This window comes from Streptomyces sp. NPDC048338 (genome assembly GCF_043201055.1).
Classification (GTDB): Bacteria; Actinomycetota; Actinomycetes; order Streptomycetales; family Streptomycetaceae; genus Streptomyces.
Genome location: NZ_JBICYQ010000002.1, coordinates 201,362 through 214,916 on the forward strand (window position 1 = coordinate 201,362; position 13,555 = coordinate 214,916).

Below are 13,555 nucleotides of genomic sequence, written 5' to 3' on the forward strand. Positions count from 1 at the left end.
ACGGGTCACCGGGCGGTGTCCTCGTACACCCGTCGGGACGTCACGACACCAGGCCGGCCCCCTCCAGCTCGGTCAGCCGCACGGTGCACAGACCTCCGCGCTCGGCCTTCACCTCCGTCACCTTCAGCTGCGTACCCGGCGCGAGGATGTACTCCTCCTCACCCGTGAACGCGGAGAACCGCCGGATGCCCACCGCCCGCGCGGGCGTCACCTCGAACAGCGTCCGCCGGCCACGCCCGCCGAGGAACGCGCGGGCCACACCCAGCTCGGACGTGCACGACGAGACGCCCCACCACGTCACCGTCCGCCCCAGCGGGTACTGGGACCGCAGATCCAGCGCCACACCACGCCACAGCGGCCGCGTCTGCGCCGGCAGCGCCTCCATCGCCGAGAACAGCAACCGCAGGTACGGCAGGTACGGCACCACACGCTCGCGGTCCGACGAGCGCAGCACGGCGTTGATCTCGCGGTAGAAGCCCGACTCGCACGTGTACAGGTAGAGGGCCGAGATCGCGTCGGCCGACAAGGCGCCCACCACCGCCCCGGACGGGGCGCCAGCGGCTGCCGCCTCCGCGGCCTTCGTCTCGCCGAAACGGCTCGACCGATCGATGTGCCGGTCCAGGTGCGCGAGTACCCGCGACACCGGCTCGACGGCCTTCCGGAAGTCCATCAGCGGCGTGTCGAACACCCCGGTGACGGGCGGCAGGACGAGGCCCTCGTCCTTGACGCTGGTGAGCCGCTCCAGATACAGCTGGTGCAACTCCATCGTGGACGCGATGAACGCCCCCATCCGCTGCGCGACACCACCGTCCGCCGGCCCGCCGCCTCCGCCCGTCCCCTGGTCCCAGCCCTTCCGCGGCAGCCAGTCGACCGGCTCGGCCCCCACCGCCGCCAGGGCGTCGTTCACCTGGGCGAAGTGGTCGCCCTCGCAGAACAGGTCCCCCTGCGCCGCCGGATTGGCGTGGTCCAGGTGGCGGACCTGCACCCCCGGGTACTTCTTCTCCAGCCGCTGGACGACCCTCTTCAGGCTCCGGGCGTGCGCGCCCCACCAGGCGAACACCACCCCCCGGTCGTCCTCATCCGCCGCGTCCTGCTTCGCCCGGAGGATCTCCTCGACGATCTGCTCGGCCACGGGGCGCCAGAACGACGTGTGCCGATCGGTCGCCATCGCCCCGTCCGCGCTCGCCGTGAGGGACGCGTTCAGCAGCAGCACGCCCTGGGTGAGCATCGCCTGGAACCACTCGGGCGGCTGCACCGTGTCCTCCTTCTTCAGGAGGGCACGGACGTCGGCGATCGGGGTCTTCTTGACGATGCCGTACTTCCACATCGCGGCCGCCTTGATGAGGCAGCGGATGCTGACGACCCGGCCGAACTGACTGTCCTTCCAGTCGTTGAAGGTGTTGTCGAACATCGCGATGCCGGTCGCGCTCTCCGCCCGCGGATAGGGGTTCTGTCCGAAGACGACCACCTTCCACTTCTCCGGCGGATGCGGCTTCAACGCCTGGAACGTCAGCTCGCGCACCGGAACGACCTCCGGGCTGCGCTTCGGGCCGATGAAGTCGGCGGCTCCCGGCTGCGCCTCGATCACCGGTCCGAGCAGGGGCAGCCACGGCTCGCCGCCGCCGGTGAACAGGTCGGCCAGTCCCAGCGGGTCCCCGGCCGGGGACCCGGCAGCGTCCGCGGCCGTCACGTCGACATCACTCACGAGGGTGGAACTCCCGGTACTCGAACCGGACGCCTCCAGGGGCGCCCCGGCGTGCTGGACGGTTGCGACAGGGTCGTCGCCGGTGTCCGCGCCCTGGGCGGCACCGGTCTGCGAGGTCTTCGGGTCAGTGACGAAAGGAAGGCCGCCGCGGCACGTTGATCCGGACCCGCCGCGCGGACCCCGCTCCCTCGATGTCGTCGAGCTGCCCCAGTACGGCGGCCCGCAGCTCGTCGTAGTCCGCGAACCCGTGGTCGTGGAAGAGGGTGTAACCCGTCCACATCAGGTTGGCGCACACCTTCGCGGGCACCTGCCCGGTCTGCGCGCCCATCCCGACGAGGGCCACCGACCGGATGCTGCCCGGCTTCGCCCGGTTCTGCAGATGCACCGCCTGGAAGGCGGCCGCGCAGGCCAGCGCCACGTTCATCGTCGCGCTGACGTTCTGCGACGAATGGCGCATGGTCGGCGTCGAGATCAGGTACCGGGGTACGTCCGCACCGGACGGGACGCACACCGCGCTGCCCACCGGCAGCCGTCCGCCGAACCGGTCGCGGATCGCCCGCTGCACCCGCACCTGGATGCCCGCACCGAGGTACCGCTTGACGACGGCGTCGACCCCGCCGTCCATCCGGCCCCGCTCGTTGGTGGGGGAGACCCAGGCGTCGGCGTCCACATCGAGAAGGGAACCCCGCCTGATCTCGACCTCCGGCGTGTCCGCGAACGCGGACCGCCAGGCCGTCACCACCTCGTCGTTGACGTCGACCAGGACCACGCTCAACGCATGCCTGACACCCACGAATTCACCCCTCTCACCCCGTGATCTCGAACAATCCCGAAGCTATCGCGCGCCACTGACAGCGCCGTTCGACAGGGTTGTTCGAGCGGGGAAGGGGAGCGGGAGTCGTCGACGATCCGTCAGGAACCCGCCGCCAGCGTGGCGGCACCCGGCCCGGAGAGGTCGTCCAGCGCCACCCGGCGCCCCGACACGGCGAGCAGCAGGGAGAGGGCGGGGCCGGTCGCCTCCGGTCCGGTTCCGATCGCCAGGTCCGTGTCCGTCGCCCTCAGGCGGACACGGTTCAGCAGCTCCCTGGCGCCACCGAACGACGCGGGCGTGCGGGTCTGGAGAAGGAGGGCCCTGACGACGACCTGCGTCGGGTAGGGGCGGGTCAGGCCCAGGGGCCGGCGGATGTCCTCGCCGTGGACGACCTCCTCGACGAGGCGGCTGTCGAGAGGGGCCGGCGGGGTCGACGTCCGTGTCGCCACCTGACGGAGACGGCGCAGCGTCTCCCGCGGGTCGGCGCCCCGTGCGCGCGCCACGCCGACGGCGTTCTGCCGGTCGAAGTCGAATCGCGCCCGGGCGAGTCCGACCACGAACCCGATGCGTGTCGTGAGGGCCGTGTCGACCAGATGGGCCACGACGTCGTGCACGGTCCACCCCTCGCAGAGCGAGGGTTCCCGCCACCGGACGTCGTCGAGCCGGTCCAGGTCCTCGATCAGTGCCGCCCGCTCGGCGTGCACCATCGGCCAGACGTCCTGTGTCACGGCTTCTCCTTCGTCGGGACTGGTGTTCCACCGGTGAGGACTCCGGGCGCCGCGCGGACTCATCGGTCGGCACGAGAGGAGGGCGCACGCGTCCGCGGCGCCCGGCCACCGACGCGCGCCTCGGGGCGCGCGTCGGCCCGACCCGGGAGTCCCCGGGCCCGCCGCGCCTCCGAGCAGGCGCGGCGGGTCCTCACCGGCGCGTCACGAGGACGACGTCGGCTTCTCCGGGGCCAGGGAGTTGCCCGCGGGGATGCGGCCGCAGTCGGACCGGGCCGTCCTGCCCGCGAACCGGTCGTTCAGCCAGCCGAGCGCGAGGGGAGCCCAGACGACCGGCACGCCCGTGTGACTGAGCAGCTCGAACTGGTGGTACGTGATGGCCGGGTTGCCGGTGGCGCAGTACTGCCGGGCGAGTGCCCGTACGTCCCCGGCGACCATGACCCCGTCGCCCGTCCCGATGCCCGGGGGATCGGCGAAGGTCCCCTCCAGGACGCCCGCGTCGCCCTGGGCGATGTAGCCCGGAACGGTCGGTGTGGGGGCCGAACCGAGGTTGATCCTGTTCATCGCCTCCACGAACGCGGGAATCGAATTCGGGTCGGCGTACTCCGGCTTCGCCATCTTCTTCCAGGTGAGCCCCGGGTAGCGGCCCAGGGCGTCGACGATCGAACCGTGCTCCAGCTTCTCGTAGACCTCCAGGCCGTAGCCGCTGAGGTACTGCCTGAGGTCGATGTCGTAGGAGCGGGACACCCCGATGACCGCCATGGGGATGACACCCGACCACGACAGCGCGCCGTCCACGTACTTCAGGTTGTGCGCCGGGTCCACGAGCAGACCGCCCTGGGCGAAGCCCACCAGGCGGCGGTTGACGTCCGGGGCGTAGCCCGGCGCGAGCGCGGCCGCCCAGTTCGTGGCGATGGCGCCACCGGAGTAGCCGACGAGACCGAACGCGGTGGCGGAGCCGAGCCCGGTCTCCGCGGACCTGGTCGCGGCGCGGATCGAGTCCAGCGTGTTCGTCCCGTACTCGGGCCCGGCGGCGAAGTCGGCGCGCTGCCCCTCGGTGTCGGGGATGACGAGGTCGTAGCCCTGGGTCAGCAGCGGCACCAGGACCAGGGCCTCGACGTTCGGGATGAGGCCCCCCAGGGTGACGTCGCCGGCGATCGCCCGGGACGGCCCGTCCTCCGGGTCGAGCGAGTCGTAGAACGACTGGTAGGACACCGCCTTGGTGCCGTCGCCGGAAGGGCTGCGCACCACGGTGGTCACGTTGGCGGCCGGCCGGCCCTGCGCGTCCGTGGTGCGGTACAGCAGCTGGACCGCCCGCACCGGTGTGGGAATGCCGAGCAGGTGGTACTGCAGCGCCCGCGACGCGAGGACGGTGCCCGGCGCGAACGAGGACAGGGGCGTGCTGCCCGTGTAGGAGTAGAACGGGTCGGCCGCGGCCGAGGACGCCGTGGCGGGCGCGGCTTCGGCGGCGGTCACCGGCGCGGCGAAGGCCGCGGGGGCGGCGGTCATGGCCGCCGCGGCTCCGGCCGCGGCGAGGGAGATCAGTCGAACGGCAGCCTTGTGCATGGCCCCTCGATTCATGGAGTGGGGGTGACGGGGTCTTGTGCGCGCCGCACCGGTACGGCCGGCCGGAGGCGGTGGGGAACGCCTCGCGGCGAGGACGGGGGGATCCCGGACCGGGCGTCGCAGGCACGGCCACGCACGCGGGCGTCCGGCCGGGGGGATCGCGCGCGTCCGGCCGGGAGGTGATCGCCCGCGTCATGGCCGGGGCATGGCGGTTCTCCTGTCCGGGTCACGGTGCGCGGGTGCGGCGGGGGACGGGTACGGCGTGCGCCACCCGTGTCTGGTGGTCCACGGATCTGCCGTGTTACCAACTGGTAGCGAGCCGGAAACCATGATGGGCGGCGGTGCGGGACCGCGCCCCCGGCCCACGTGACAGAGATTCGTGAGGTGGATTGTGACCACGCACAACGACCTGGAGCGCGACCCGGCACCGCAGTTCGGCGGCATCCCGGTGCACCGGCGACTCCTGGCCGCCCGGCCGGGCCTGGAGTCCGCCGTCGTCGCCCGGCTCGTCGAGCAGCTGCCCGTCTACGGGACGCTGCCTTCGGAACAGCTGCGGGGCGAGATCGTCCGGCAGGTGGCGAACGGCATCCGGAGCTGCGCCGAGGTCCTGCGCACCGGCGAGCTGCCCGGGGAGTCCGAGCAGGCCGCGATCCGCGAGTCGGCGGCCCGGCGCGCGGACGAAGGGGTGCCCCTGGAGTCCGTCGTCGGCGCCTACCACCTCGGTGCTGAGGAGTGCGCCGCCCAGGTGCTGGCGGCGGCCGAGCCCGGCGACCTGCGCGACGTCCTGCTGGCCCAGCAACGGCTGCTCGCCTATCTGCGCCTGGTGAGCTGCGCGGTCGCCGCCGGATACGTCCAGGAACGGCAGGCGGCTCTCGGCGACCGGCAGGTGGCCCTCCAGTCGCTGCTGTCCAGGCTGCTGGAGGGCGGCAGCCCGTACGCCGAAGCCGCCCGTGCCGGCATCCACCTGCCCCCCTGCTACCTGGTCCTGAGCATCGGTCTGGGACCGCACCCGGACGAACTGCTGCCCGATGTGAACACCGGCGTCGCCGTGCGTCGCAAGCTCCGGCGCCTGCGCAACGAACTGCAGCGCCAGACCACCGGCGTACCGCTCTCCGCGCTGTCCGGGGACGGCGGGCTGGTACTCGTCCCGTACGAGAGGCCGGCCGCCGAATGGGGCGCCGTGGACCGGGAACGGCTCTCCCGGCTGATCGAGGAGCTCGGCCGGATGTGCGGAGCCGAGCTGATCGCGGGCGCGGCCGCCGCGGCACCGGAGGACGTCTCCCAGGCCGTCCGGCTGGCCGGCGAGGTCCGCGAGATCGCGGAGGCCTCCGGCCGCGGCCCCGGCCTCCACCTGCTCGACGACGTCCTGCTCGAGTACCAGCTGAGCCGTCCGAGCCCGGCCCGGGCCGGGCTCTCCGCACTCCTCGACCCGCTCGACGCGCGCCCGGAGCTGTCGGACACGCTGCGGACCTTCGTCGCGTGCGGGCTCGACCGACGTCGCACCGCCGCCCGGCTCCAGGTGCATCCGAACACGGTCGACTACCGCCTGCGCAAGGCGATGGAGCTCACCGGCCTCGACGCGGTCCGGGGTGCTGATCTGCTGGTTCTGCAGGCCGCGTTCGCCGCGCGGGACGCCGTGCGGCAGTCGCCCCGGAGCCCGGGCGAGGGCAGGACGGTGTCGCGCGAGGCGACCGGCCCCGGTCCCGGCGGCCCGGAGGCGGCGCGCCCGACGGCGCCCTGAGCCGGCGCCGGGCCGCAGAGGCCCGAACGGCGTCAGCTCCGGCCGGTCGGCCGTTCCTCGGACGAGGGCTCCAGGATCTCGTCGAGGACGTCGGCGACGACACGGTGGATCACCCCGTCGAGCGTCGCCGCGAAGGACTCCGACGAGTCGTCCGAGGGCGCGTAGGTGGTGATCGACTCCTGCTCCCGCCGCCGCGCCCAGTCACGGGCCCGCCGGATCCGATCCAACAACTGGGCAGCGTCCATGTCCGTCATGGCCTCATGATCGGGGGACCCGGGCCGGTCCGCCTTCCGGCGCTCTGCCGCCCGGCCCACCGGCCAGGTCCCGGCCCGCCGGCCGGCGGCGGACCGGGACGTACGGCGGTGCCGGCTCAGCCGAGGTCGAACCGATCGAGGTTCATCACCTTGTCCCACGCCCCGACGAAGTCGCGCACGAACTTCTCGCCCGCGTCCTCGGCCGCGTAGACCTCACTGAGCGCCCGCAGCTGGGAGTGCGAGCCGAAGACGAGGTCGGCGGCGGTCGCGGTCCACTTGAGGCCACCCGTGGAGCGGTCGCGGCCCTCGTAGACGTTCTCGCTGGACGGCGACGCCTTCCACTCCGTGTCCATGTCGAGCAGGTTCACGAAGAAGTCGGTGGTCAGCGCCTCCGGCCGGTCGGTGAAGACGCCGTGCGCCGATCCTCCGAAGTTGGCGTTCAGGGCACGCATGCCTCCGGTGAGGACCGTCATCTCCGGAGCGGTCAGGGTCAGCAGAGCGGCCCGGTCGAGCAGGAGCGTCTCCGGCGAGAGCTTCTCGCCGGGCCTCAGGTAGTTGCGGAATCCGTCCGCCCGGGGCTCGAGCACGGCGAACGCGTCCACGTCCGTCTGCTCCTGTGAGGCGTCGGTGCGCCCCGGCGCGAACGGCACCGTGACCGGATGCCCGGCGTTCCTCGCGGCCTGCTCGACGGCCGCGCACCCACCCAGGACGATCAGGTCCGCGAGGGAGATCCTGGTCCCACCGGACTGCGAGCCGTTGAAGTCCTGCTGGACCTGTTCGAGCGTCCGCAGCGTCTCGGCCACGCCGGACCGGTCGTTGATCTCCCAGTCCTTCTGCGGCGCCAGGCGGATCCGGCCTCCGTTGGCCCCGCCGCGCTTGTCGGTGCCGCGGAAGCTCGCCGCCGACGCCCAGGCGGCGGTGACCAGCTGGGGGACGGAGAGTCCCGAGGACAGGATCCGCTCCTTGAGAGCGGCGACGTCGGCGTCCCCGACCAGCTCGTGATCGACGGCGGGGACGGGGTCCTGCCACAGCTGCGGCTCGGGGATCCACGGGCCCAGATAGCGGGAGAGCGGTCCCATGTCGCGGTGGAGCAGCTTGTACCAGGCCCTGGCGAAGGCGTCGGCGAGCTGGTCGGGATTCTCGTGGAAGCGCTTCGCGATCGGACCGTAGACCGGATCCAGCTTCAGCGAGAGGTCCGTCGTCAGCATCATCGGTGCGTGCCGCTTCGACGGGTCGTGCGCGTCGGGGACGGTGCCCTGCGCGGCGGGGTCCTTCGGCTTCCACTGCCGGGCTCCGGCCGGACTGGTCGTCAGCTCCCAGTCGTACCGGAACAGGTTGTCCAGGTAGCCGTTGTCCCACCTGGTCGGATCGGTGGTCCAGGCACCCTCGAGCCCGCTGGTCAGCGCGTCGACGCCCGCCCCGGTGCCGTGCGTGTTCCGCCAGCCGAGCCCCTGCTGCTCGATGGGGCACGCCTCCGGCTCCGGACCGATGTACGAGGGGTCGACCGCGCCGTGGCACTTGCCGAAGGTGTGACCGCCGATGATGAGCGCGACCGTCTCCTCGTCGTTCATCGCCATGCGGGCGAACGTCTCGCGAATGTCCCGGGCGGCCGCGAGAGGATCGGGATTTCCGTTGGGGCCTTCGGGATTGACGTAGATGAGGCCCATCTGAACGGCGCCGAAAGGACCGGTGAGTTCACGGTCGCCGCTGTACCGCTCGTCTCCGAGCCAGGTGTCCTCGGGGCCCCAGAAGATCTCCTCGGGTTCCCAGATGTCCGGCCGTCCGAATCCGAATCCGAACGTCTTGAATCCCATGGATTCCATCGCGCAGTTGCCGGCGAAGACCAGAAGATCGGCCCAGGAGATCTTCCGACCGTATTTCCGCTTCACGGGCCAGAGAAGACGGCGCGCCTTGTCGAGGCTCGCGTTGTCCGGCCAGCTGTTGAGGGGCGCGAATCGCTGGGCGCCGGAGCCGCCGCCACCGCGGCCGTCCGCGATCCGGTACGTCCCCGCGGCATGCCAGCTCATGCGGATGAAGAGCGGTCCGTAGTGACCGTAGTCGGCGGGCCACCACTCCTGTGAGGTCGTCATCACATCGATGACGTCGCGCTTCAGCGCGTCGACGTCGAGCGCCGCGAACTCCGCCGCGTAGTCGAAGCCCTCGTCCATGGGCGTGGACTGGGGCGAGTGCTGATGGAGAACCTGTAGGTCGATCTGCTGCGGCCACCAGTCCCGGTTCGTCCGGGGGCGATCCGCGGCGGGGGTCGGGGCGGGGATTACCGGGTTCTCGCTGTCGCTGCCGGACACTTCCAACCTTCTTCCTTTACTCGTGTACCCGAGGTCGTGAATGCCGACCCGTGCCCGCGACGCGTCACGTCGGTGATCGAGCGTGTTTCGGCGTCCGTATGGTCGCGCACCACGGCCATACGGACGCCGAGAACACGCAGGGCCGCGCCGGGTTACCCGTGGTGGATTCCGGAGGCCGGGGCGGAGTGACGGGAAGTACGGGTGGTCGGGAGCCTTTCGGCGCACCGGTCGTCGACTCGGGGATCTCCACGACGACGAAGCCCTGGCCGGTCGGAAATCCGGCCGCGGTTCCGCCGGCCGCGACACGCGGTTCTGTTCGAACCGGCCATCCGAACTCAACCGAGTTGTGAGGTTTACGTGCCCGTTCTCGGGGCGGGTTGCGACCGGCGGGGTGGGTGCGAGACGGTTGCCGTCTCTGTTTTCCATCGCAGGAAGGTGGTGAGGTGCGCATCGAGCGTGCCTCCGTCTGTGTCAGCTCCCCGCCGTCCCACCGCCCGTCCCCACGACGCCGATCTGCATCTCGGCGCGACGTGGATCGAGGCGCCCTGTCCCGTGCTGGTCGTCGACCGGCACGGCGGCCTCGTACGGCTCAACGAGGCCGCCCGACAGCTCCTGCCCGATGCCGCGACCGGCGACTGGCTGCACGAACGGGTGCCGGCGTGGCTGTCCGAGGCCCACGAGCGGATCGGTGACGGGCTGCCCGGCGCCTCGCCCGGCCCGCTGGCCGGGCGGATGGGAGAACGGCTCCTCGAGGCGCACCCGACACTCGGCGACGGCGGCGACGTCGTGTGGTGGCTGGTCGACCAGACCGACCGGCGGCTCGCCGAGACCGCCCTGAGCGATGCCCAGGCGCGATCGGGGATCCTCGCCGAGGTCTCCAACTCCCTGCTGTCCACGCTGAACGTGCAGCGCTGCATGGAGGTCATCACCTCCATGGCCGCGGAACACCTCGCCGAGGCGGCCGTCCTCGTCGCCCCGCCCCAGGGACGGCGGCACCCGCTGACCTTCGCCCACCAGGGCGCGCCCGTCACGCAGTCCGTACGGCAGGTCGACATCGCCGCGGTGCCCGGACTGGCCGAGGCGCTCCAGGGCTTCCCGCCCGTGCCGGCGCGCTGGATGGACCCCGCCGACCTGCCCGACTGGGTGACCCCCGAGGGGTTCGCCTCACCGGTCGGTTCCGTCATCGTCACGCCACTCCCCGGCCACGGAGTACCCGCCGGCGCGCTGATCCTGCTGCGCTCCGACACCAAGCGGGCCTTCACCGACGGCGAGGAGGTCTTCGCCCGCCTGTTCGCGGCCCGCGCCGGAGCCGCCCTGTCCGCGGCGCGCCTCTACACCGAACAGACCGCCATCACCTCCACCCTGATGCGCGAACTGCTGCCGCCGAAGCTCCGGCACGTCCACGGCGTCGAGTACGCCGGCGGGTACCGGGCGGCCAAGGACCACGAGCGGGTCGGCGGGGACTTCTACGACGTCCATCCCGGCGCCGACGCCTCCCAGGAGACGCTGGTCGTCCTGGGAGACGTCGCGGGCAAGGGCCTGGAGGCGGCGGTCCTCACCGGCAAGATCCGCAACACGCTGCACGCCCTGCTGCCCCTGGCCGACGACCACGAGCGGGTCCTGAGCCTGCTCAACGGCGCGTTGCTCTCCTCGCACCACACCCGGTTCGCCACGCTCGTCATGGCCTCCGTGCGCCGCCGCGCCGGCCGGGCCCATCTGCGCCTGACCAGCGCCGGACACCTGCCGCCGCTCGTCGTCCGCACCGACGGAACGGTGGAGGAGGTCACCACGCGCGGCACCCTCGTCGGCGCTCTGCCCGCCGTCGAGGCGCGCACGGTGGAGACCGTGCTCGCGCCGGGAGACACGTGCCTGCTCTACACCGACGGCATCGTCGAGGCCCGGGGCGGCCCGCTCGGGGACGAGTTCCTGGGCGAGCACCGGCTACGGCGGGCCCTGGCCGAATGCGCGGGCATGCCCGTGGAGGCGGTCGTGGAACGGCTGCAGATGGTGGCCGCCCAGTGGCTCGGCGACGGCCGCCACGACGACATGGCCCTCGTGGCCATCAGCGCCCCGAAGGCACCCGTGCTGACCGTCGTCGACGGGTACGGCCGGGACCGCAGGAGGAACCGGTGACACATCCGACCGCCGTCGCCACGGCCACGGTCGCGGAACTGCTCTGGCGGGCGGTGGCCGCCGGCGACGAACACGCTGCCTCCGCGATGGTCCACGAGGCGCTCGACACCGGCGTACGGGAGGAGACGCTGCTCCTGGAGGTGCTCGCACCCGTCCAGGAGCGAGTCGGCGTCGAATGGGCGGCCGACCGGATCACGGTGGCACAGGAGCACGCCGCCACCGCCATCAACGAGCGGATCATCGCCTCCCTCGCCCACCGCCGCGAGAGAGCCCCCACCCAGGCGTCGCGGGGCCGGGTCACGGTCGGGTGCGTCGACGGCGAGTGGCACGCCTTCCCCGCACGGCTCGTCGCGGAAGTCCTCGCCCTGCACGGCTGGCGGGTCGACTTCCTGGGCGCCCAGACCCCGACCCCGCACCTCGTCGCCCACCTGCACCGGACCAACCCGGACGCCGTGCTGCTGTCCGGATCGATCCCGACCCACCTGCCGGCCGCGCACGGCGCCGTCACCGCCTGCCAGGCCGTGGGCGTCCCCGTCCTGACCGGCGGCCGCGCCTTCGGCCCCGACGGCCGGTACGCCCGGATGCTGCGCGCCGACCGGTGGGCGGCCGACGCGCAGGGCGCGCTGGCGGTCCTCGCCGAGGGCATGCCCCGGCCGGACGCCTCGGCCAGCCGGCACGCGGTGGACGACCTGCCGCACCTGGCCGACCAGGAGTACACGATGGTCGTCCGGACCCGGCACCGCCTGGTCGGACAGACCCTGGCCGACATGGAGGAGCGGTTCCCCGCCCTGCGCGCGTACAGCGACATCCAACGCGAGCGCACCGCGGAGGACATCGCACACATCGTCAACTTCCTGGCCACCGCCCTGTACGTCGACGACGCCGACCTGTTCTCCACGTTCCTCACCTGGACCGCCGACGTCCTCCACGCCCGCCGGGTCCCCACCCGGTCCCTCGACCTCGCCCTGGACGTCCTCGCCGGCCAGTTGCGCGACTTCCCCCGCGCGCAGCACGCGATCCGGCAGGGCCGGGACGTCCTGGAGCAGCGTCCCGACCACCCCGTCCGCGGATCCCGCTCATGACCGGACACCCACCCGCGGAGTTCGCCCTCCGCGTCGTGCGCGAACCCCCCTCGCTGTACGTGCGGGTGAGCGGCGAACTCGACCACGACACCGGCGACGACCTCGTCGCCGCGGTCACCGGGATCCTGGCGGACGACGCGGAACCCGTCGACGACGTACGCCTCGACTTCGGCGCCCTGACCCACATCGACGCGTCGGGCCTGGCGGCACTGCTGCTGGTCCACCGCCTCGCCGCCGCCCGCGGCGCCGTCCTGTACCTGGACAACCGCCCGGACGTGCTGGAACGCCTGCTCCACGTCACCAACGTCCTGGACCACCTCACCGGCCCGGCGGAGACCGCGCCCGGACCGGCCGAGGCCCGGGAGGACGGCGAGGTCACCGGGACGGGCAGCTCCGGCTGACCCCCGGCGGGCCGCCCGACGCATGCACCGGCCGCGCCGCCCGACACCGGGCACGGTCGCAGCGGTCAGACCGGCCGCAGGTCGCTCTCCGGCCCGCTCAGGGACCGACGATGAGGAAGACGATCTCGACGCGTCCGGTCTTGGCACGGCCCAGGGGCGGGTGCACGCGGTAGAGCAGCGTGATGGTGACGCCCGTGTCCGTGGTCGGTCTGGTCGTGAGGCGGCGCAGCTCGATGGCCTGGACGGGCTCGGCACTCGACGCGGGGCTCCGCGGGTCCTCGGCGAGAGCGGCGAGGGCGTCGTGCACGGCGCGGCGACCGTCGGGGGAGAGATGCGCGAACTCCGGGTAGAGGCGCCGCGGCACCTGGACCGTCCAGGTCACGCAGCACCCTTGTCGAGTTCGGCCCACAGGTCGTCCGCGTTCATGAGATCGTCCTGGGCGCCGAGGGACGCCTCCACGGCCTGCCGCACCTCGGGACGCGTCCGCAGCGCGACCAGATGGCGCGCCTGCGTGATGACCACCGCCTGATCCCTCCCGAACCGGGCGGCGTCCAGCCTGGCGTTGAACGCGACGAGCTCGGCCGGATCGATGACGGCCAGGGCGGCACGCAGCTCGGCGAGGGTCTGCGGGCCCTCGTCCGACTCGATCCGGTACGGGCTCGCGTAGCCGGGCGTCGGCGACTCGTGCGGAAGCGTGCTCATGTGCGGCCCTCCTCGACTCGTACGACTCCACGGTACGGCTTCCGGGCCCGCCGGGGGAGGGCCGGGACGAGGGGTACTCGCGTGCTCGCTGCCGAGGCCGCGGACGGGCCGTGGCCCGTCGGACGCGCA

At 72.6% G+C, this 13,555-nt stretch carries 12 protein-coding genes; 4 read left to right on the top strand and 8 right to left on the bottom strand.

Features of this window, described 5'->3' with window-relative positions; genetic code table 11:
* Nucleotides 1-40 precede the first annotated feature (40 nt).
* The 4 genes from ACGFZF_RS05410 to ACGFZF_RS05425 form a co-directional block, all read right to left on the bottom strand.
* Nucleotides 41-1,705, bottom strand: a complete 1,665-nt coding sequence (locus tag ACGFZF_RS05410) for an ADP-ribosyltransferase domain-containing protein (RefSeq protein WP_393551193.1) — start codon at nucleotides 1,703-1,705, stop codon at nucleotides 41-43.
* Nucleotides 1,706-1,829: 124 nt separating this feature from the next.
* Nucleotides 1,830-2,498, bottom strand: coding sequence for a macro domain-containing protein (locus ACGFZF_RS05415; protein WP_393551194.1), 669 nt, complete (start codon nucleotides 2,496-2,498; stop codon nucleotides 1,830-1,832).
* A gap of 119 nt (nucleotides 2,499-2,617) precedes the next feature.
* Nucleotides 2,618-3,223 carry a maleylpyruvate isomerase family mycothiol-dependent enzyme gene (locus tag ACGFZF_RS05420; RefSeq protein ID WP_393551788.1) on the bottom strand — a complete coding sequence of 202 codons (606 nt, stop codon included), beginning with the start codon at nucleotides 3,221-3,223 and terminating at the stop codon, nucleotides 2,618-2,620.
* 222 nt (nucleotides 3,224-3,445) lie between these two features.
* Nucleotides 3,446-4,807, bottom strand: a complete 1,362-nt coding sequence (locus tag ACGFZF_RS05425; RefSeq protein WP_393551195.1) for a lipase family protein — start codon at nucleotides 4,805-4,807, stop codon at nucleotides 3,446-3,448.
* A 391-nt stretch (nucleotides 4,808-5,198) separates the two neighbouring features.
* Here ACGFZF_RS05425 and ACGFZF_RS05430 point away from each other — a divergent pair, with 391 nt between their 5' ends.
* Entirely contained in the window at nucleotides 5,199-6,548 is a 1,350-nt protein-coding gene (locus ACGFZF_RS05430) for a PucR family transcriptional regulator (RefSeq protein WP_393551196.1), read from the top strand.
* A gap of 32 nt (nucleotides 6,549-6,580) precedes the next feature.
* On the opposite strand, the gene ACGFZF_RS05435 is transcribed toward ACGFZF_RS05430, so the two are convergent.
* Nucleotides 6,581-6,802: a hypothetical protein gene (locus ACGFZF_RS05435; RefSeq protein ID WP_393551197.1), complete on the bottom strand. Its 222-nt coding sequence runs from the start codon at nucleotides 6,800-6,802 to the stop codon at nucleotides 6,581-6,583.
* Nucleotides 6,803-6,918: 116 nt separating this feature from the next.
* Nucleotides 6,919-9,108, bottom strand: coding sequence for a catalase/peroxidase HPI (katG, locus tag ACGFZF_RS05440; RefSeq protein ID WP_393551198.1), 2,190 nt, complete (start codon nucleotides 9,106-9,108; stop codon nucleotides 6,919-6,921).
* Nucleotides 9,109-9,576: 468 nt separating this feature from the next.
* Here katG and ACGFZF_RS05445 point away from each other — a divergent pair, with 468 nt between their 5' ends.
* The 3 genes from ACGFZF_RS05445 to ACGFZF_RS05455 are packed head-to-tail and all read left to right on the top strand — an operon-like array spanning nucleotide 9,577 to nucleotide 12,724.
* A complete protein-coding gene (locus ACGFZF_RS05445) occupies nucleotides 9,577-11,241 on the top strand; it encodes a PP2C family protein-serine/threonine phosphatase (RefSeq protein ID WP_393551199.1) in 1,665 nt (554 codons plus the stop codon).
* A complete protein-coding gene (locus ACGFZF_RS05450) occupies nucleotides 11,238-12,323 on the top strand; it encodes a B12-binding domain-containing protein (RefSeq protein WP_393551200.1) in 1,086 nt (361 codons plus the stop codon). Before ACGFZF_RS05445 ends, ACGFZF_RS05450 begins: the two co-directional genes overlap by 4 nt.
* Entirely contained in the window at nucleotides 12,320-12,724 is a 405-nt protein-coding gene (locus ACGFZF_RS05455) for an STAS domain-containing protein (protein ID WP_393551201.1), read from the top strand. Before ACGFZF_RS05450 ends, ACGFZF_RS05455 begins: the two co-directional genes overlap by 4 nt.
* Before the next feature lie 97 nt (nucleotides 12,725-12,821).
* On the opposite strand, the gene ACGFZF_RS05460 is transcribed toward ACGFZF_RS05455, so the two are convergent.
* On the bottom strand, nucleotides 12,822-13,106 hold the full coding sequence (locus ACGFZF_RS05460; protein WP_393551202.1) for a hypothetical protein: 285 nt from the start codon (nucleotides 13,104-13,106) through the stop codon (nucleotides 12,822-12,824).
* Nucleotides 13,103-13,426, bottom strand: coding sequence for a hypothetical protein (locus ACGFZF_RS05465; protein ID WP_393551203.1), 324 nt, complete (start codon nucleotides 13,424-13,426; stop codon nucleotides 13,103-13,105). The genes ACGFZF_RS05460 and ACGFZF_RS05465 overlap by 4 nt, the downstream gene beginning before the upstream one ends.
* Nucleotides 13,427-13,555: the final 129 nt, after the last annotated feature.